Origin of the sequence: Parafrankia irregularis (genome assembly GCF_001536285.1) — a bacterium.
Taxonomy (GTDB): Bacteria; Actinomycetota; Actinomycetes; order Frankiales; family Frankiaceae; genus Parafrankia; species Parafrankia irregularis.
Genome location: NZ_FAOZ01000006.1, coordinates 428,591 through 447,410, shown reverse-complemented (window position 1 = coordinate 447,410; position 18,820 = coordinate 428,591). Strand labels below are relative to the sequence as shown.

Here is an 18,820-nt window from a genome sequence, read left to right as displayed (position 1 = left end):
AGGTCCTTCCGGACGTCAGCGGGAGTCAGCGGGAGTCAGCGGAGTCGGCGCGCGTCGGTACGCGTCGGTACGCGTCAGCGGGTGACGGGGAGCCCGAGGCCGAACTGGGCGATCAGGTCCCGTTGCAGCTCGTTCACGCCGCCGCCGAAGGTGAGGATCACCAGGCCGCGGTAAAGCGACTCCAGCCGGCCGGCGAGCACGGCGCCGGGTGACGAGGCCCGAAGGTAGCCGGGCTCGCCGACAATCTCCATGAGCAGGGTGAGGGCGTCGAGGTAGTGCTCGGTGCCGAAGACCTTGATGCCGCTGGCGTCGGCGACGTCCAGCACGCCGCGCTCGCCGTCCGCGGCGACCTTCCAGTTGAGCAGGCGCAGCACGGAGAACCCGGCGTAGGCGTGGGCCAGGTTCGCCCGCACCCAGTCCTGGTCGATGACACGGCGGCCGTCGGGCAGCCGGGTGCTCGCGGCCCAGCGCCGGACGTCCGTCAACGCGCTGTCGACCATGCCGGGGCTGGCCAGCGTCACCCGCTCGTGGTTGAGCTGGTTCGTGATGACCGTCCAGCCGTTGTCCTCGCCGCCGACGAGGTTCGCCGCCGGCACCCGCACCTGGTCGTAGTGCACGGCGGCGATCTCGTGCTCGCCGAGCAGCGACAGCGGGCTGACGGTGATGCCGGGGGTGTCCATCGGCACGATCAGGATCGAGATCCCGCGGTGCTTGCGCACGTGCGGGTTCGTCCGGACCGCCAGCCAGCAGAAGTCGGCGGTCTGGGCGTAGCTCGTCCACAGCTTCGACCCGTTGACGAGGTAGCTGTCGCCGTCGCGGACGGCGGTGGTGCGCAGCGACGCCAGGTCGGTGCCCGCCTCCGGCTCGCTGTAGCCGACGCAGAAATGGACCTCGCCGGCGAGGATCGCGGGCAGGAACCGTTCCCGCTGCGCGTCCGTGCCGAACTGCATCAGCGTCGGCCCGATGGTGTTGATCGTCAGCATCGGCACCGGCGCGCGGGCCCGCAGCGACTCGTCGAAGAAGATGAACTGCTCGACATGACCGAGCCCGCGTCCGCCGTAGCGGGCCGGCCAGCCGAGACCGAGCCAGCCGTCGGCACCCATCCGGCGGACGAGCCGGCGCATCACCGGCCCGGTGAGGTCGGCGTCGAGGGCGGCCCGGGTGTCGGCGTCGATGAGCTCGGCGTAGTAGTCACGCAGCTCGGCGCGCAGCTTCTCCTGCTCGGGTGTGTACGCGAGGTGCATCTCAGCACGCCCCGCCCCGCTCGGCGAGACAGGCCTGCTGCTCCCGCTGCTCCCGCTGCTCCCGCTGCTCCCGCTGCTCCCGCTGCTCCCGCTGTTCGTGCTGCTCCCGCTGTTCGAACAGGATGCGGGCCAGCCAGAAGCGCAGGAAGCCGGTCAGCGAGTAGCGCAGGAAGAGCGCCGTCCCGGTGACCGTCACGCAGACGCCGATCAGCGACATGTTGAGGGCGTCCCGCTGCTGCAACGGGTTCGTGGTCGCGTGCGAGATGGTGTAGCCGAAGACCGCGAGGAGGATCCCGAGCGCCATCAGGACCACGCCGAGGCGCAGCAGCTGGGCGTCGAGGCGGGTCCGCGGGTCGCGGATGCGCAGCCGGGTGAGCTCGGCGCGGAACCGGTCCGACCGGTCCGTCGCAGTCGCGGTGCTCGTCTCGGTGTCCGTCGGGGTGGTCGCGGTGTTCATGGTGTTCGCGGCGGTGCTCGTGGTCGTGGTCGTCTCGGCGCTCATGCCCTCTCCGTCAACACGTCGTTGCGGTGGTCTGCCGTCGGCGGCGGTGAACCCGGGCGGGGCCGGCCGGGCTGCGCGGGCCCGCCCAGGTACACGCCCTGCAGCTCGCCTCGGATGTCGTCCGGTGCGCCGGCGAGCACGATCCGTCCGTCCGCCATCACCACGGCGGTGGTCGCGACCCCGAGCACCGCCGCCGCGAACTGCTCGACGGCGACGATGGTCACGCCGGTCGCGGCGATCTCGTGGACCTTGTCGTAGAGCTCCCCGACGATGCGCGGCGCCAGCCCCATGGACAGCTCGTCCAGCAGCAGGACGGCGGGGTCGCCGGCGATCGCGCGGGCCATGGCGAGCATCTGCTGCTCGCCGCCGGACATGGTGCCGGCACGCTGGCGCCGCCGCTGCGCGAGCCGGGGAAACGCGGTGAACGCCCGGTGCTCGACCTCCGCCCGGGAAACCCCCCGGTAGGTCACCATCCGCAGGTTCTCCCCGACGGTGAGCGTGGGGAAGATCCCGCGCCCCTCCGGGATCAGGCACAGGCCGCTGCGGGCGAGCGCGACCGGATCCGCGCCGGTCACCGGCCGCCCGTCGAGCAGCAGATCGCCCGCGGACGGACGATGCAGCCCGGCGGCCACCCGCAGCGTGGTGCTCTTGCCCGCCCCGTTGGGCCCGAGCACGGCGAGCACCTCGCCGGCCGCGACCTCGAGATCGATGCTGTGCAGCACGGTGATGGCGCCGTAGCCGGCCTCCACGCCGCGCAGCGCCAGCAGCGGCGGCTGCGTCCGGGCGGCGCTCACCGAGGTTCCCGGACGAGCTGGTCCGATCCGGTGTCGCCGAGGTAGGCGGTGCGCACCCGCGGGTCGGACCGCACCTGCGCCGGGCTGCCGGCCACCATCAGCTCCCCGAAGTCGAGGACGTAGAGGTGTTCGCACACATCCATCACCAGGTCCATGTCGTGCTCGACGAGCAGGATGGCCATGCCGTCGGCGGCCAGCTCCCGCAGCAGCGCCGCGAACCTCGCCGTCTCCTGGCCGTCCTGCCCCGACGCCGGTTCGTCCAGCAGCAGCACCGACGGACGGATCGCGAGGGCCCGGGCCAGCTCGACCAGCCGCCCCAGCCCGGTGGGCAGGGAGTCGGCGCGCTCGTCGGCGACCGCGGTGAGACCGACCCGGGCGATGAGCCCCGCCGCCTCGGCGCGCCCCCCGGCGGGACGCGCGCCGGCGGGGCGGCCCGTGCCGGCGGCGTTGTGCCGGCCGCCGCGCCGGCGGCTTCTGGTCCACCGTTCGCGCATGCGCACCGCGATCAGCACGTTCTCCAGGACGGTGAGCTGCCCGAACAGCTCCAGCTGCTGGAAGGTGCGGGCCATGCCCAGGCGGGCCCGCTCGTGCGGGGCGAGGCCTGCGAGCTGGTGCCCGCCGAGCCGGACGCCGCCGCCCGTCGGTGTCAGGAGACCGGTGATGACGTTGAACAACGTCGTCTTGCCCGCCCCGTTGGGGCCGATCAGGCCGGTCACCCGCCCGGCGGGTACCGCCAGGCTGACACCGCCCAGGATCACGTGCGCCCCGTAGCGGACGGTGATGCCGTCGACCTCGAGAACGGAGAGCACCTCAAGGGCGGGGCTGGTCTCAGGGGCGGGCATGCGCCACCTCCGGCAGGCCGAGCGCCCGGTCGACGGCCGCGATGTCCGCCCGCCCCACCTGCCCCCGCAGTCCGAGCCACTCCAGCGGTTCGGACAGGCCGCCGTCCGGCAGTCCGCCGGTGCCGGACGACGGCCCGTCCTGGCGGGCGGCGAGCCGGCTGCCGGCGACCATCGCGGCGAGCACCGGCACCGCCGCCACCAGCAGCAGGACACCGAGCACGAGCGAGTAGCCGTCGATGAGGTCCACCAGGCGGGCTGCCCAGAGCAGGCCCAGCACCCCGAGCCCGGCGACCGCGACGCCCGGGGCCCGGGCGACCGGGGCGAACGCGGGCCGCAGGAAGCCCGGGATCAGCCCGTTCGGGTTCGCGGCCAGTGCGATCGCGGACAGCCCGACCGCGGTCGCGGTGATCCTCGTCGCGTCACCACCGAAGGCGTTCGACAGGCTGGACGTCCCCAGCAGCAGGGCCACCGCGAGACCACTGCCGAGCGAGCTGACCCCCGCCACCACCACGATCAGCAGCACGGTCAGGCCGGTGACGAACGTGAACGTCTCCGGGGTCGCCGACTGCAGCCCGGCCGCGTAGATGCCGCCGCCGAGCCCGGCGATGGCCGCGGACAGCGTGAACACGGCGAGGTTCGTCGTTCGCAGGTTGACGCCGATGGTCGTGCAGGCGGTCGGGCTCTCCTTGCGCGCGATGAGGCGCTGCCCGAGATCGCTGCGGCGCAGCCCGACCAGGCCGAGGATGACCAGGCAGAACACGACGGCGCCGAAGACGAAGTAGGGCCGGGTGCCGGCGGTGTCGGCGCCGAAGGCGTGGAACCGGGTGAACGTGAGCGAGCCGGCGCCGAACAGGTCGAACCGGTGCCCGAACACGGTGAACGCCGGCAGCTGGAAGATCCAGCCGTCGAGCGCGACCGCGAACGCGCCGGTGAGCAGCGCCAGGTAGATGCCGGACAGCCGCAGCGCGGGCAGCGACACCAGCGCGCCGACCAGCGCCGTCACGGCCGCGGCGAGCAGCAGCGAGAGCGGGTTGCCGTCCGCGCCGGCGTGCGCCACGACGACCGCGCCGATCCCGGCGAAGGAGAGCTGGCACAGCGACGTCTGACCGGCGTAGCCGACCAGCGGCACCACCGACAGCCCGACGATGCCCAGGCCCCACATCTGGGTGGAGGAGAACAGGTCCGCCTCGGTGACGGTGGTGACGGCGATGGCCGCCCCGAGCAGGGTGCCGGCGACCAGCAGCCCGGCCGCGGGCCAGCTCGGCGACGGGGTGATCTCTCGGATCCGCGAGGCCGGGCGGCCTCGCGGCCGGGACGACGGCAGCACCAGCAGCGCCAGCGCCAGCACCACCACCGGGATGATCGCGACCAGGCCGGTCAGGTACTGGGCACCGGTGTGGATCTTCGGCAGGTAACCGATGCCGTAGTCGTTCGCCAGCCCGACGACCAACGCCCCGACGAACGTCAGCGGCAGGCTGCGCAGCCCGCCGATCACCGCCGCCGCGTACGCGTTGACGATCAGCAGCGTGAGCGGGATGGCGGACAGCGTCAGCTTCGGCGCGACCAGAATCCCGGCCAGCGCCGCCAGCGAGGTGCCGATGGCCCAGGCGAGGCGGGACGTCGCCGTCGGGCGGGCGCCGTTCAGCACGGTGAGCGTCCGGTCGTCCACCACCGCGCGCATCGCGACCCCGACCCGGGTGAAGTGCAGCAGCGCCCACAGCCCGGCGGCGACCAGCGCCGCGAGCCCGAGGACGAGCACGTCGTCGTAGGGCACCGCGACACCCGCCACGGTGAAGCCGGAGCCGGGGAACAGTTCGCTCAGGGCACGGAAGTCGGACGGATCCCAGATCCACTGCGCGGCGCTGAGCAGGCTGACGAGCAGTGCGACCGTCGCCATCAGCCGCGTCGTCGGTGAGGTCCCGTCCAGGCGCCGCATGACGAGGCGCTCGATCAGGATGCCGAGCGCCGGGGCCAGCACGCAGACGCACAGCAGCAGGGCGACCGGCGTGGGCCAGCCCCAGCCGACGCGCAGCTGCCAGTAGGCGAACGCGGCGATCATGCCGGTGGCGCCGTGGGCGACGTTGAACACGCCCGTTGTCACGTAGGTCAGCGTCAGTCCGCTGGCGGTGATCGCGTAGATGCCGGCTGTGGTGAGACCACTGATCGTGAAGACGAGGAACTCGTGCATCCGGTTGCCGTTTCTCTGTGACGTCGCCCGGCCCGCCGGTGGTGGAAGCCGCGGGGTCGCCGACGGTGGCCGGCGGTGGCCGGGCCGTGTGCGGTCCGTGCGGGAGACCGCGGCCGACGGATCGCCCGACGGACTACCGATGTTGTGCTTCGGGTCACATAATGAAACACGTTCTCGTATGGGTGCGCAACGGCCCACCCGCCACCTACGGGCCGACCTGGTCGGTTTCACCATTCCCAAGCAAGCGCTTGACCGCAGGTGCTGCCGCCCCTACCGTCCCTGAGCGAACGGACCCACCGGCCAACGGGAGGTCGAAAGACGTGGCACGGCTGCTGGAGAGCAAGGTCGAGTTTCCCTACCGTCGCAGCCTCGGACCGGTCGTCGGCGCCTATGTGGCCGCCCTCGGCCAGCGCCGCCTGACCGGTGTGCGCGCCGGCGGCCGGGTGCTGGTCCCTCCGCTCGAATACGACCCGGAGACCGGCGAGGCCAGCGATCCCACCCCGGTCGACGTCGGCCCGGCGGGCACGGTGCGCACCTGGACCTGGGTGCCCGAGCCGACCCGCGCGCACCCGTTCGACCACCCGTTCGCCTTCGCGCTCATCCAGCTCGACGGTGCCGACACCGCCCTGTTCCACGCCGTCGACGCCGGTGACCCGGCCGCGATGACGACCGGCCTGCGGGTCGTCCCGCGCTGGCGTGACACCCCGCGCGGGCACCTCGACGACCTCGTCTGCTTCGTTCCCGGCGGTTCCGCGGAACCGCCGGAGGCGGCTGCTCCGGCTGAGGCCGCCGAGCCCGAGCCCGCCTCGGAGCAGGAGCCGGCCCCGGCGCTGGAACCGGTCTCGGTGGTCGAGATCCCGTCGTCGCTGCGGTACGTCGAACGGCTCGCCCCGGCCGGCTCCCGGTACGCCGACTCGCTGCTCGCCGGAGTCCTGATGGGGCAGCGCTGCACCCGGTGCGGCCTCGTGTACGTGCCGCCGCGCGACTTCTGCCCGATCGACGCCGTCCCCCTCGGCCCGGACGACGACGTCGTGCTGCCCGACCGCGGGGTCGTCACCAACTTCACGATCGTCACCCCCGTGCCCTACCCCGGGCAGCGCGAGACGGAGCCGTTCGCCCGGGTGTCGGTGCTGCTCGACGAGGCCGACGCGCTGCTCGGCCTGCAGGCCGTCGTCGACGTCGACAACGCCGACGTCCGGGTCGGGATGCGGGTGGCGGCGGCGTGGCTGCCGCCGGAGGAACGCGACACCAGCGCGCTCACCAACCGGGGCTGGGGCGCTGTCGACGGGGTCATCGAAGGCTGGCGGCCGACCGGCGAGCCGGACGTCGCCGTCGCCGACGCGATCGAGCGGGTGTTCTGAGATGGCTGACAACAGGACCGGCGCCGCCGAGCCCGAGGTTGCCGTCGTCGGCTACGCGGTATCGCCGATGGTGTCGTTCGCCGAGCAGACCGAGGTGCAGCTGTGCCTCGCGACCGTGACGGAGGCGCTCGCCGCGGCGCACCTGACCCGCCAGGAGATCGACTTCACCTGCTCCGGCAGCAGCGACTACCTCTCCGGCGGCACGTTCACCTTCGTCGCCAACCTGGACGCCGTCGGCGCCTGGCCACCCATCAAGGAATCCCACGTCGAGATGGACGGCGCCTGGGCGCTGCACGAGGCGTGGATCCGGCTGCGGATCGCCCCGCACACCGGCGCCGACCCCGAGCAGACGGCGCTCGTCTTCGGCTCCGGGAAGTCGTCCACCGGCGAGCTCGACATCGTGCTGGCCCTGCAGGGCGACCCCTACTACCTGGCGCCGCTCGGCGCCGACCCGCACACGTTCGCGGCACTGCAGGCCAGGGCCCTGATCGAGGCGGGCCGGGCGACCGAGCGCGACCTCGCCGAGGTGGCAGCCCGCTCCCGCCGGGCCGGCGTCGGCAGCCCGCACGCCGTCGTCTCCGGCACCGAGACGGCCGACGACCTGCTCGCCAACCCATACGTGCGCGACCCGCTACGAGCCAGCGACCTTCCGCCGGTGACGGACGGGGCCTGCGCGGTCGTGCTCGCCACCCGCCCGGTCGCGCTGCGGCTCGCCGCCGAGCACGGCATCGTCCCGGTCTGGATCAGGGCGATCGAGCACCGAGTCGAACCGCACCAGCCCGGCATGCGTGACCTCACCACCTCGACGTCGACCCGGCTGGCCGGCCAGGCCGCCGGGGTGGGCGACGGGCCGGTGGACGTCGCCGAGCTGTCGGCGACCTACAGCCACCAGGAGCTGATCCTCACCGAGGCCCTCGGCCTCGACCCCGGCGCCGTCCAGATCAACCCGTCGGGGGGCGCGCTGGCGGCGAACCCGGTGATGGCGACCGGCCTGGTCCGGATCGCCGAGGCAGCCCGGGCTGCCCGGGAGCACGCCGCCGCCCGCGAGAGCGGTGCCGCCCGCGCCGTGGCGCATGCGACGTCCGGGCCGTGCCTGCAACAGAACCTCGTCTGTGTGCTCGAGACGACCGGAGGTGCGCGGTGAGCGCTGAGCCGTGCGCGGTGGTCGGTGTCGGCCAGACCCACCACCGGACGAAGCGCCAGGACGTCTCACTCGCCGGCCTGGTCCGCGAGGCCGCGCTGCGCGCGTTGGAGGACGCGGCGATGACCTGGCGGGACGTCGACGCGATCGTGATCGGCAAGGCGCCGGACGCGTTCGAAGGCGTGATGATGCCGGAGCTGTACCTGGCGGACGCGCTCGGCGCCGCCGGCAAGCCGATCATGCGCGTGCACACCGCGGGCAGTGTCGGCGGCTCCACCGCCATCGTCGCCGCGCATCTCATCCACGCCCGGGCGCACCGGCGGGTGCTCGCGGTCGCCTTCGAGAAGCAGTCCGAAGGCAACGCACAGTGGGGGCTGAGCGGTGGGAAGTCCGGCAGCATGGGCGCCGGGGGCATCTTCGCGCCGTGGATCCGCGCCTACATCCGCCGCAGCGGGGCGCCGGAGCACATCGGCTGGCAGGTCGCGGTCAAGGACCGGCTCAACGCGCTGAAGAACCCGTACGCGCACCTGCGGCTGCCCGACATCACGATCGAGAAGGTGCGCGAGTCGCCGATGCTGTGGGACCCACTGCACTGGCTGGAGTCCTGCCCGTCGTCGGACGGCGCCTGCGCGCTGGTCCTGACCGACGAGGCGGGCGGCCTCGAAGCCGCCGCCGACGGCCGGGCGCCGGCCTGGGTCGCGGCCACCGCGATGCGCAGCGAGCCGTCGTCGTTCCCCGGCCGCGACCCGATCCGCCCGCGCGGCGGCGTCGAATGCGCGGCGGACCTGTACCGCCAGGCCGGCATCACCGACCCGCTGGCCGACATCGACGTCGCCGAGCTGTACGTCCCGTTCTCCTGGTACGAGCCGATGTGGCTGGAAGGCCATGACATCGCCGGGCCGGGGGAGGGGTGGAAGCTCGTCGACCGCGGTGAGACCGAGATCGGCGGCAGCTTCCCGGTGAACCCGTCGGGCGGGGTGCTGTCGTCCAACCCGATCGGTGCGTCCGGCATGCTGCGCTTCGCCGAGGCGGCGCAGCAGGTCCGCGGGCAGGCGGGGGAGCACCAGGTGGACGGTGCCCGGGTCGCCCTCGCCCAGGCCTACGGCGGCGCCGCCCAGTACTTCTCGATGTGGGTGGTCCGGACGTCCCTCGACGGCTGACCGTCTCGTCGTCTCGTCGTTCCGCTTTCACCGTGGCAGGGAGGGGACCGGTCGGTTGGTGATGCCGGAGGAGTTCCACGAACTGGCGCGGGCGGTCAACAACTGGGGCCGCTGGGGCCCGGCGGACGAGCGCGGAACGCTCAACCTGCTCACCCCCGAGGCGGTGCGGGCCGGCGCCGCCCTCGCCCGCCACGGCCGGCTGTTCCCGCTCGCGCTGCCGTTGTCGGCGAACGGCCCGCAGACCGGCATGGTGCCCGGCCGCCTGAACCCGCTGCGCACCATGCTGTCGGTCAACGAGCCGCTGACCGGCGACCCGGCCGACGTCAGCTTCAGCGACGACATCGTCGTCATGGGCCTGCAGGCGGCGACGCACTGGGACGCGCTCGCGCACGCCACCTACGCCGGCCGGCTGTACAACGGCTTCCCGGCGTCGACGGTGACCGCTGCCGGCGCCGCCCGCTGCGGCGCTGACAAGATCGGTGCCGTGGCCGGGCGGGGTGTCCTGCTCGACGTCGCCCGCGTGAGGGGCGTCGACCGCCTGCCGGGCGGCCACGCCATCACCGCCGACGACCTCGACGCCGCCGCGGACCTCGCCGGCACCACCGTCGCGCCCGGCGACATCCTGCTGGTGCGCACCGGGCACATCCAGCTGCTCCACGCCGGCGACCGCACCGGCTACACCTACCCGTCACCGGGGATGTCGCTGGGCACGGTGCGCTGGCTGCGCGCCCGGGACGTGGCCGCCGTGGCCATCGACACCCTGACCTTCGAGGTCTTCCCCTGCGAACGGCCCGACCTGCTGCTGCCCGTGCACCTGCTCCACCTCGTCGAGATGGGCCTGTTGCAGGGCCAGAACTTCGACCTGGAAGCCCTCGCCGCGGACTGCGGCGCCGACGGCGAGTACACCTTCCTGCTGACGGCGACCCCCGAACCGTTCACCGGCGCCCTCGGCGCCCCTGTCGCTCCCACCGCGGTGAAGTAGATCCGAGCTATGGACGGACCTCTTCCACTGGTCGGTCCCAGGCTCGGCCCTCCATCTCACTCCAGAACTGACGGAGGTCGGCCACCGGCACATGCCGCTGCCAGCGTGCCTTGCGACGGAACCGCAGGCTCACCCACGATCTGGGGCGCCAGGCACGCAGCATTGCCCGCTGCGTCATGCAGAAGGTCTCGCTGAACTCTATTCGACTTTCAGGCCCTTTTGGTGGAAATGGGCAAAGCTCGAAGGAGCACCTGTCGGAGCAGTTCGAGCCAGGCGGAGAATCGGCGGAACGTACCTCGGTCCGCATCGGATCCAACGGACGACGGCTTCTTGTCAGACAGGGCGGTAGCAGAGGTGGCCGGTCGACCTCCGTGCGCTCGAAGCGACGCATCCGGTCGTCCATTCTGTCGCCGCGCTCCGCCAGGATCAGAAGTATCAGGACGTCCGCGAGGAGCTGCTGGGCCGTCGGTTCAAGGGTGCTCCAGCCAGCGGACGGCGCGATCCACAGGCACTCCCTGCGGCGGTCCTTCAGACCCGCGTTCTCCGACCCGACCTGGGCTGCGGTGCCAGCCTCATCGATCCACAGGAACTTCTCGGGTTTCCGAGTCTGCAACGCGCATATTGAGAGCCGGCGAGCGGCGTCGACGAACGGGTGCTCAGGGATGTCGATGCGATCATCGGCGGGCCGCAGCCACTGTCGGACCAGCTCCTGCGGGTCCGAGCCCTTGCCATGCAGGTCCTGCGGCCGCTCGGTGTCATCGGGCAGCGCCCAGAGAGTGAGCGCGTGCAGCAGGGTGAGGCGCGAATACCAGAACCTGGCATATTTGAGCATCTCCCAGGCCTGTTCCGAGAGGAACTCACGGGCGCGCGCGTTGTCCCGCGCGCGGGCCCGGCGGTTGGCGGCGAGTTTGAAACCCTGAGCCAACGCAATCTCCTGGTCCCTCGGCAGCAGGTGATCACGTACCTGCCTCACTCGGGTCTCCACGAGGCTGTATGGGGCACTCCCGCGGTTTTCGGTGGTTGCCGTGGCCACCAGGATGGGGTGGATTCGCGCCCGTAGCTCGGCTTCCTGCCAGTTCTCGCGATTTTTCAGTCGCTCCTTGCTCTCCCGCTCCCGCTCCTGCTGCGAATGATCGACCATCTCCTGGTGCATGGCTCGGCGGCGCTGTCGCTCGGTCTGCCACCTGTGGTCAGGCCACTCGTCATCGTGGCTCACCTGCGACACCTGCGACACCCCCCTCGGCCGGAATCTCCCGGTAAGCGGCGTCGCCGCCGTCGCCGATCTCCTGGCCGACCGCGAACCGCACCGAGTACGTCGGATCCTGACGGCCGATGAGAAACATTTCCCGGTAGCATGGTCTGCCGGCGTTCATGGCGCCGACCAGCCTGGCCGCAGCGCCCATTCTTCTGATCAAGGACTTCTTCGCGGTGACCAGCGTCTGCTGGTCGTAGTCCCAGAGCTCTCCCCATTCGCCGCTGATGGCGGCCGCAATGTCCTTGTGGTGAGGAGCGTTGTCAAAGCAGTCGACATCGAGAGCGGAGGCGTACAGGTCGATCACCTTGAGGTGCCTTCCACGGTTCTCCGTGAGGACGGCGAACTCTCGGCCCCCTCTGCTCTCCAGGGTGTTCTGAAGCAGTGCTTCCGCCATGTCGATCAATAGTTGCCGCGCCGCGGCCACAGGACAGCTCTCCTGCTGTTTACCGACCTTGCAGGAGCACCTGAAGCTCTCCTTGCATGCATAGAAGATCAGGGCCATGGTTATCTCGCGTCCGGGCTCCATCAACTTCTGGTCCGCCCGCGGTCGGCAATCCGGCAGGGCACCGGAAGAACGTAGCTCTCCTGCGAGGATCTCCTCGATGTACCTTGATCCAAGGAAGGCCTGGATTATCGAATGCCGGAAGCGTACCTGCTCGCCGTCCTGCTCCTCGATGACCCCCATCCGCATTCCCCATGTGGTCGCCACTCTGATGTCAATGCCAGGGCAGAGCTCTGTCGAGTTATCGGGTGTTTCCGGCCGGTTCCCGGAAAGGATTCTTTTCAGTCGTCGGTCCAGCTCCCTGCGGACCATGACGTTCGGGTTCTGGTCCTCGGCCTCGGCGTTTCGTGACAGTGCTCCATGAGATCCGGGCGGAGGCGGGCCCTGCACGTCGTCCTCGGTGTGGTAGTTGACCGCAGGGACAAGCTCGTCGAATCTGACCTCGGCCCGGTCCTTGCGGAGCCCGACGGCTGCCAGCGCGGAAAGATATTCCACGGTAGCCTTTCGTTCCTCTTCGCCGATGGGTAGTTCCGGATGCAGGCGACCGGAGACCAGGGCCTCGATCCATGTTTCGGCGAGGTCGAATCGAATCTGCCAGTCCACTCGGTCACGAGGGTCGCCGGCCCCGTCCTCGTCGTCGAGTAGAATGTGGCCGAGCATATCCAGTTCGTTCAGCTCCTTGGTGATCTGAAGGTACAGGGGAGACTCCGCCACTCCCGCGGCCGCCACTGCCCTGTTGAGGCGCCGGCTGTCCAGTCCCTTGTCCACGGCGGACACGTACTCGAATGCGGCCTCCTGGCTCAGGGGCTCCAAGGTGATAATCGCCGCCTCTATCGCCTTCAGGGGGTCGTGTGGCCGGGAGGTGACGACCAGCGGCAATCCCTCCTCCTGCGCCTGGCGGATCGCGTTTCGCAAGTAGGAGTCCCGCTCGCCATTCTTCTCCTTCAATGCTTCCTCGAGGCCGTCCGCGAGCACGACGATACGGTTTTCCGTATACCGGAGGTGGCGCCAGATTCTGTCCACCGAGGCCTGAGAGTAGACGAAGGGAGTAATCTCCTCCTCGAAGCGTCTGCGTGCCATCTTGCAGAAATCAAGATCTTTCTGGTAGTCCCTGAGGCGGATAGGAATCGGAATCGCGCCCTTGTGGGCAAGCCGCTGGGTCATCCGCACCAGCAGCGCGGTCTTTCCTGCTCCTACTCCGCCGACGACTATGTGCACCCGCCGCTCGGTGGTGTCCCGTAAGTTCTCGATGATGGCGTCGCACAGGCTGTCGCGGCCCACCACTTCACCGATGATGCTTCCCGTGGTCTGCACGAGCCTCTCTGGGTTCCGCTTTGCCTTGCGCTGGTAGAAACGTCGGACCTGACCTAGCCGTCGAAAGTAGACAGCCAGGCCGGCGAGTGTGACGAGCAGCGTTGGTCCCAGTGCGCTGACCAGCACGTTGAAACCTTCACGGCGGTCCTTGTCCACACCGTGCTCGTCTTGGACGTCAGGAACCCACCACCACATGTCCTCCCTCACATCGAACACCACGAGGAAGGCGAGCGTGATCCAGGCGAGAATGAGTGCGATTGTCACGAAGAGCAGCATCCTCGCGACCAAGGTCCGGTAGTGTCGCCAGCGACCCGGTGGACTGTTTCTGGGCCACAGCAGCCGCCTGCGGTTCAGCTCGCGTAAAGGAACCAGGGCTAGCCAGAGAGCCTGATCGGCGCGGCGCCGAATTCGGCCGGCAGCTGGATCGGGCGGGCCGGAGAAAGATATTCGTACCCACGACCGTCCAGGTCTCTCACCCATCGTGCTGCCCTTCCCGGAAGACTACAATTTCACTCCAGTCGCTCGGTGGCGATAGCTGGGCCGGCAAGGCCCTTCTGTATGACGGTAGGGCCCGTGAGGATAACGCGCAATCGGGGGAGTCGAGTAGATGCTCACAGCCGGTGGGTTTAACGTCACCTGGGGTGGGAAACCTTCGTTGCCGCCGCACTCGTTTCACGATTCTGGAGATCGTGTTTCGTGCCGCAGGAGAGGAGGGAATGCGACGGTTCGGTCCCAGAGCCGCGAGCCCGAGCCGACGGCCGGCGCTGGGCGACCGCGGATGCCGTCGGTAAGCGGCCGGTCAGCTGCTTCCGTAGCGGTCACGCAGGACGTGCTTGAGGATCTTGAGCGTGGCGTTGCGGGGCAGCGCGGTCACGACCTCGAGCTGCTCCGGGACCTTGTGCCGGGCCAGCCCCGCGGCCCGCAGATGCTCCGTCATCTCGGCGAACGTCAGGTGGGCCGAGGTGCCGGGCGTCGGGTCACCGGCTGCCGGGGCGGTGGCGAGCGGTTCGACGACCGCGCAGACACGCTCGCCGCGCTCCTGGTCCGGCAGGCCGATGACAGCGACGTCGCCGACCTTCGGATGGGTGAACAGGAGATCCTCGATCTCCTTCGCCGAGATGTTCTCGCCTTTGCGGATGATGACATCCTTGAGCCGCCCGGTGATGGTGAGATGCCCGTCCGCGTCGAGGATCCCGAGGTCGCCGGTGCGGAACCAGCCGTCGTCGTCGAAGGCGGCGGCGGTCAGTGCCGGGTCGGTGTAGCCGTGGAACACGGTCGCGCCGCGAACCCGGATCTCGCCCTCGGCGCCAGGAGCAGGCGGGGCGACTGTTCCGTCCGGGCGCACGATCCGTACCCGTACGCCGAGCACAGGGCGGCCGTCGGTGTGCGCGAGCTGCCGGCCGGTGTCGGAGCGGCAGCCGGAGGTGATCATGGGGGCCTCGGTCATGCCGTAGCCGTGGACGATCGGCACACCGGCCTCGGCCAGCAGCTGCGTGAACAGCTCCGGCGGCTTCGGTGCGCCACCGCCGGACAGCATCCGCAGGGTCGGCACGACGGGCCCGCGCTCACCCCGGGCGATGGCGGCGCGTTGCTGGCCGAGCACCGCGGCGTAGAAGGCGGTCGACCCGCCGGCGATCGTCACCCGGGCGCGCCGGTAGGCGGCGATGGCCGCGGCCGGGTCGAACGTCTCCAGCAGCAGCGCGGGGAAGCCGCTCACCAGCATCATGATCAGATAGTCCGGGCCGCCGATGTGGGCGAACGGGAACGCGATGGATCCGACGTCCGCCGGCCCGGTGCCGAGCGCCGCGGCGAGGCCCCGCCCGCCGGCGATCAAAGTGCTGTCGCTGTGCCGCACGCCCTTGGGGTCGGATGTCGTCCCGGACGTGTAGTAGATCCAGCGGACCGCGCGGGCCGACTCGCGGGTCGCCGGGGGCGGCGGTGGCAGGGTCGCCGGGTCACCGGTCGGCAGCCCGCCGTTCCAACGGTTACTTCCGGCCGTGCCGCTTCGGTCGTTCCCGGCGCTGCGACCGCTTCCGTCGGGCCCGTCGGTCGGGTCGCCGATGGACAGCACCCGAGGTGGGTTCGGCAGCGTGGCGGCGACGGAGTCCGCCATCGACCGGAAGTCGGTGCCGCGCCAGCGGCCCGGCACGCAGAACAGCTCCGCCCCGGTCTGGGCCAGTGCGAAGCCGACCTCGCGCTCCCGGTAGATGTGGATGATCGGGTTCTGGACGGCGCCGAGCCGGGCCAGCGCCGTCGACAGCACGACCGTCTCCGGCCTCGTCGGCAGCTGCCAGCTCACGGCCGACCCCGGCCCGATGCCGAGGGCGTACAGGCCGGCGGCGACCCGCTCGCATTCCACGGCGAACTCGGCGCAGCTCAGGGTGGTCACGGCGCCCGTGCGAGCGCCGGGGTCGGCTGCCGCCGGGGCGTCGAGGATCAGTAGTGGCGCGTCCGGAGTGAGCGTGGCGCGCTGGCGCACCAGCTCCCACACGGTCGCCCCGTCGTCGAGGCCCAGCCTCTCGGGTGCCATGCCCGCCGCCGGGTCGGACGTCTGCGCCGGGCTGGGGGTCGTCAACGGTCCCTCCCGAGAACGAGTGCGCTGGTGGGGACGCCGGTGCCGCCGGTGACCAGCACGTGGTCGGCGCCCGGGACCTGGTTGACCGCGCTGCCGCGCACCTGACGGACACCTTCCGCGACGCCGTTCATCCCGTGCAGGTAGGCCTCGCCGAGCTGCCCGCCGTGCGGGTTCACCGGCAGCCGCCCGCCGAGCTCGATCGCGCCGTCGCGGATGAAGTCCGCCGCCTCGCCCCGCCCGCAGAACCCGAACTCCTCCAGCTGGGTCAGGACGAACGGGGTGAAATGGTCGTACAGCACCGCCGCGGCGATGTCGTCGGGGCCGAGCCCGGACGTCTCCCACAGCTGCCGGGCGCAGGTCGCGGCCTCGGGCAGGCCGACCAGGCTCTCCCGGAAGAACGAGCGCATCATCTGCTGGTCGTCGGCCATGCCCTGCGCGGCGGCCTCGATGACGGCCGGCGGTTGGCGCAGGTCACGGGCCCGTTCGAGGGTGGTGACCAGGATGGCCTGGCCGCCGTCGGTCTCCTGGCAGCAGTCGAGCAGCCGCAGCGGCTCCACGATCCACCGGCTCGCCTGGTGGTCGGCGAGGGTGATGGGACGTCCATGGAACCGGGCCAGCGGGTTCGTCGCGGCGTGCCGGCGGCACGCGACCGCCACCCGCCCGAAGTCCTCCGTGGTCACGCCGTGCTCGTGCATCATCCGGGTCGCGAACATCGCCACCCACGACGCCGGGGTCAGCAGCCCGTACGGCGACGTCCAGGCGAACGACGCCTGCTCGGTGGTCGTGCCGGTCGGCCGGTCACCGACACCGGAGCCGAACCGGCGCCCGGAGCGTTCGTTGAACGCCCGGTAGCACAGCACGTAGTCGGCGACGCCCGCCTCGACGGCCAGCGCCGCCTGCTGCACGGTCGCGCACGGAGCCCCACCGCCGAAATGGATGCGGCTGAAGCTGGTCAGCTCGCTGATCCCCAGCCCGCGCATCAGGTCAGACTCGGGGTTGCCGTCCATGGTGAAGGTGACGAGCCCGTTGACCTGGGAGGCCGGCAGCCCGGCGTCGTCGAGCGCGGCCACGCACGCCTCGAGCGCGAGCCGCAGCTCACTGCGCCCGGAGTCGCTGGAGAAGTCGGTGGCGCCGATGCCCGCGATCGCCGTCCGCCTGGCATAGCTGTGCCCGCTCACGACGGCGACTGCCAGGCAGCGGCGGCGCGGGCCTCGTCGTGTTCCCGGCCGCCGGGCAGGACGACCTCGACGGTGCCGACCAGATGGTCCCCGAGGCCGCCGGTCGCGCGGACCGTGACGGTGACCCGTCCCGTCCGGGCGTCCGCCGAGGTGAGGCGGCCGGTGAAGACGAGATGATCGCCGGGGTAGGCGGGTGCTCCGAGCCGCACCCGGATGGCGCGGACGATCAGGTCGGGGCCGAGCGCGTCGCTGACATAGCGCTGCAGCAGGCCGACCGACGTGTTGATGTTCAGGAAGATGTCGGCGGACCCGCGCCGCACGGCCAGCTCCCGATCATGGTGGACGGGCTGGAAGTCCCGGGTGGCGATCGCACCCGAGACGATCAGGGTCGCGGTGACCGGAACCGACCACAACGCCAGCTCCGCCTCGGAGCCTCCGAAGCCTTCGGAGCGTTCAGGGCCTTCAGGGCCTTCACGGCCCTCGGGTCCTTCGGAGCGCTGGACGGCTGCCGCGGCCTCGGGGGCGGTCAGGGTGTCGGTGCGCCGTGGTGGAGGAGCGGGGCGGAACGCGGGCAGGACGATCGGCCCGCGCTCGTCGGCCGCGCCGTCGACCAGCGCCGGGTGGGTCTCGACCCAGGTCAGCTCCACCGGCATCCCGACCCGCAGGCCGGCCGGGGGGCAGCCGACGAGGTCGGCGACCACCCGCGTCCCCTCCGCCAGCTCGATCAGCCCGACCGGCAGCGGATAGCGAAACCCGGGCGCCGGCGGGTGGTGGACGACGGCGTGCGAATACAGCCGCCCGCGGCCGGAGGCGACGATCCATCCCAGCTCGAAGCCGCCGCAGTGCCAGCACCTGGCGGTGGGCGGGGAGAACAACGCCCCGCACCCGTCGCACCGCTGGATGCGCAGCTCCCGGGCTCGTGTTCCGTCCCAGAAGAACTGGTTGTCGCGGTTGATCGCGGGCCGCGGCCGCCGAGCGGGATCCGGATCAGGCGGCCCTTGCGGCCCTGACGGCCCTGACCGTCCTGACCGCGTCGTGACGGAGCTGGCGCCCGAAGCGTTCGCGGAGTTCGGTTTCGCCGCGTCCGGTGGGCGCTGCCCGCTGCCCGGCCGGAACTTCAGGATGCGGAAGAGCAGGTCGCCGACGTGTTCGCCGGCCTGGTCGGTGAACCGGTGCCGGGACGTCACGAAATGCCCGACGCCGAGCGCCGTCCGCTTCTCGGCGGAGACGTCCGCCAGCGTCTGCACGTTGCCGAGCAGGTCGCCGGGCCGCAGGTAGCGGTGGATCTCCAGCTCGGCGTTGACGGCGACCACCGAGATGAACCCGGCTTGCTCCAGCGTGGCGATGACGCGCGCCCGCGGGTCGTCCGCCTCGCGGCGTTCGAGCAGTCCATGCCGGTCCCAGACGTCGAGCATCGCGGGAGGAGCGACGAGGCCGCCGTGCACCGTGGTGGCGGCGTGCGCCGCGTCGGTGTAGGCGGGGTTCGCGTCCCCGATCGCGTCGCACCAGTGCGCGATCATCGCCTCGTTGACCCGATGGCGCGCGACGCGCCGGGGTGCCCGGGCACCTACCTCCGCGCGTAGCCGCTCTGCGAGCCCGGCCTGCACCTGCTCCTGCTCCGATTCCGGTTCCTGCGTCGGTTCCTGCGCCGGCTCCGGTGTCGGAGTGGCGGGTCCGGAGCCGTCCTCCGCGGGCGTGATGGTCGTGTCGGCAGCCGTCGGCACGCGTCCTCCCAGTGGGTGCGGCGCTCCCGTTCGCAGAGCGAATCTAGAACGAGTTCCA

At 71.3% G+C, this 18,820-nt stretch carries 14 protein-coding genes and 1 pseudogene; 4 read left to right on the top strand and 11 right to left on the bottom strand.

The window, feature by feature from the left end; all coding sequences use genetic code 11:
• Positions 1–74 precede the first annotated feature (74 nt).
• The 6 genes and pseudogenes from AWX74_RS12855 to AWX74_RS12835 form a co-directional block, all read right to left on the bottom strand.
• Positions 75–1,244: an acyl-CoA dehydrogenase family protein gene (locus AWX74_RS12855; RefSeq protein WP_091275560.1), complete on the bottom strand. Its 1,170-nt coding sequence runs from the start codon at positions 1,242–1,244 to the stop codon at positions 75–77.
• A 1-nt stretch (position 1,245) separates the two neighbouring features.
• A complete protein-coding gene (locus AWX74_RS12850; RefSeq protein WP_207550302.1) occupies positions 1,246–1,746 on the bottom strand; it encodes a hypothetical protein in 501 nt (166 codons plus the stop codon).
• Positions 1,743–2,540: an ABC transporter ATP-binding protein gene (locus AWX74_RS12845; protein ID WP_242666204.1), complete on the bottom strand. Its 798-nt coding sequence runs from the start codon at positions 2,538–2,540 to the stop codon at positions 1,743–1,745. Before AWX74_RS12845 ends, AWX74_RS12850 begins: the two co-directional genes overlap by 4 nt.
• The gene (locus AWX74_RS42480) at positions 2,537–2,638 is read right to left on the bottom strand and encodes an ABC transporter ATP-binding protein C-terminal domain-containing protein (protein ID WP_369812861.1); all 102 of its coding nucleotides are present in this window, start codon (positions 2,636–2,638) and stop codon (positions 2,537–2,539) included. The genes AWX74_RS12845 and AWX74_RS42480 overlap by 4 nt, the downstream gene beginning before the upstream one ends.
• Before the next feature lie 210 nt (positions 2,639–2,848).
• Positions 2,849–3,295: pseudogene (locus AWX74_RS42475) on the bottom strand (ATP-binding cassette domain-containing protein); the annotation flags it as partial.
• A 73-nt stretch (positions 3,296–3,368) separates the two neighbouring features.
• A complete protein-coding gene (locus AWX74_RS12835; protein WP_091275553.1) occupies positions 3,369–5,570 on the bottom strand; it encodes an ABC transporter permease in 2,202 nt (733 codons plus the stop codon).
• 320 nt (positions 5,571–5,890) lie between these two features.
• Here AWX74_RS12835 and AWX74_RS12830 point away from each other — a divergent pair, with 320 nt between their 5' ends.
• From AWX74_RS12830 to AWX74_RS12815, 4 genes are all read left to right on the top strand, one after another.
• Positions 5,891–6,931, top strand: coding sequence for a Zn-ribbon domain-containing OB-fold protein (locus AWX74_RS12830; protein WP_091275549.1), 1,041 nt, complete (start codon positions 5,891–5,893; stop codon positions 6,929–6,931).
• 1 nt (position 6,932) lies between these two features.
• Positions 6,933–8,075 carry a lipid-transfer protein gene (locus AWX74_RS12825; protein ID WP_091275546.1) on the top strand — a complete coding sequence of 381 codons (1,143 nt, stop codon included), beginning with the start codon at positions 6,933–6,935 and terminating at the stop codon, positions 8,073–8,075.
• A complete protein-coding gene (locus tag AWX74_RS12820; RefSeq protein ID WP_091275543.1) occupies positions 8,072–9,232 on the top strand; it encodes a thiolase domain-containing protein in 1,161 nt (386 codons plus the stop codon). Before AWX74_RS12825 ends, AWX74_RS12820 begins: the two co-directional genes overlap by 4 nt.
• Before the next feature lie 61 nt (positions 9,233–9,293).
• Positions 9,294–10,214 carry a cyclase family protein gene (locus AWX74_RS12815; RefSeq protein WP_226932087.1) on the top strand — a complete coding sequence of 307 codons (921 nt, stop codon included), beginning with the start codon at positions 9,294–9,296 and terminating at the stop codon, positions 10,212–10,214.
• A 7-nt stretch (positions 10,215–10,221) separates the two neighbouring features.
• Here AWX74_RS12815 and AWX74_RS12810 read toward each other — a convergent pair whose 3' ends face one another.
• From AWX74_RS12810 to AWX74_RS12790, 5 genes are all read right to left on the bottom strand, one after another.
• The gene (locus AWX74_RS12810) at positions 10,222–11,139 is read right to left on the bottom strand and encodes a hypothetical protein (protein WP_131799453.1); all 918 of its coding nucleotides are present in this window, start codon (positions 11,137–11,139) and stop codon (positions 10,222–10,224) included.
• Between the two features lie 277 nt (positions 11,140–11,416).
• On the bottom strand, positions 11,417–13,549 hold the full coding sequence (locus AWX74_RS12805; RefSeq protein WP_165615583.1) for an NACHT domain-containing protein: 2,133 nt from the start codon (positions 13,547–13,549) through the stop codon (positions 11,417–11,419).
• Between the two features lie 535 nt (positions 13,550–14,084).
• Positions 14,085–15,860, bottom strand: a complete 1,776-nt coding sequence (locus AWX74_RS12800) for an AMP-binding protein (RefSeq protein ID WP_311983804.1) — start codon at positions 15,858–15,860, stop codon at positions 14,085–14,087.
• Positions 15,857–17,038, bottom strand: coding sequence for a lipid-transfer protein (locus tag AWX74_RS12795; RefSeq protein WP_091275530.1), 1,182 nt, complete (start codon positions 17,036–17,038; stop codon positions 15,857–15,859). Before AWX74_RS12795 ends, AWX74_RS12800 begins: the two co-directional genes overlap by 4 nt.
• Positions 17,035–18,762, bottom strand: coding sequence for an FAS1-like dehydratase domain-containing protein (locus AWX74_RS12790; protein WP_165615582.1), 1,728 nt, complete (start codon positions 18,760–18,762; stop codon positions 17,035–17,037). The genes AWX74_RS12795 and AWX74_RS12790 overlap by 4 nt, the downstream gene beginning before the upstream one ends.
• Positions 18,763–18,820 lie beyond the last annotated feature (58 nt).

What these genes read in the sequence shown, in the direction of transcription:
- AWX74_RS12855 (WP_091275560.1), bottom strand. Translation starts at nt 1,244, where the DNA reads ATGCACCTCGCGTACACACCCGAGCAGGAGAAGCTGCGCGCCGAGCTG.
- AWX74_RS12850 (WP_207550302.1), bottom strand. Translation starts at nt 1,746, where the DNA reads ATGAGCGCCGAGACGACCACGACCACGAGCACCGCCGCGAACACCATG.
- AWX74_RS42480 (WP_369812861.1), bottom strand. Translation starts at nt 2,638, where the DNA reads ATGGTGGCCGGCAGCCCGGCGCAGGTGCGGTCCGACCCGCGGGTGCGC.
- AWX74_RS12835 (WP_091275553.1), bottom strand. Translation starts at nt 5,570, where the DNA reads ATGCACGAGTTCCTCGTCTTCACGATCAGTGGTCTCACCACAGCCGGC.
- AWX74_RS12825 (WP_091275546.1), top strand. Translation starts at nt 6,933, where the DNA reads ATGGCTGACAACAGGACCGGCGCCGCCGAGCCCGAGGTTGCCGTCGTC.
- AWX74_RS12815 (WP_226932087.1), top strand. Translation starts at nt 9,294, where the DNA reads ATGCCGGAGGAGTTCCACGAACTGGCGCGGGCGGTCAACAACTGGGGC.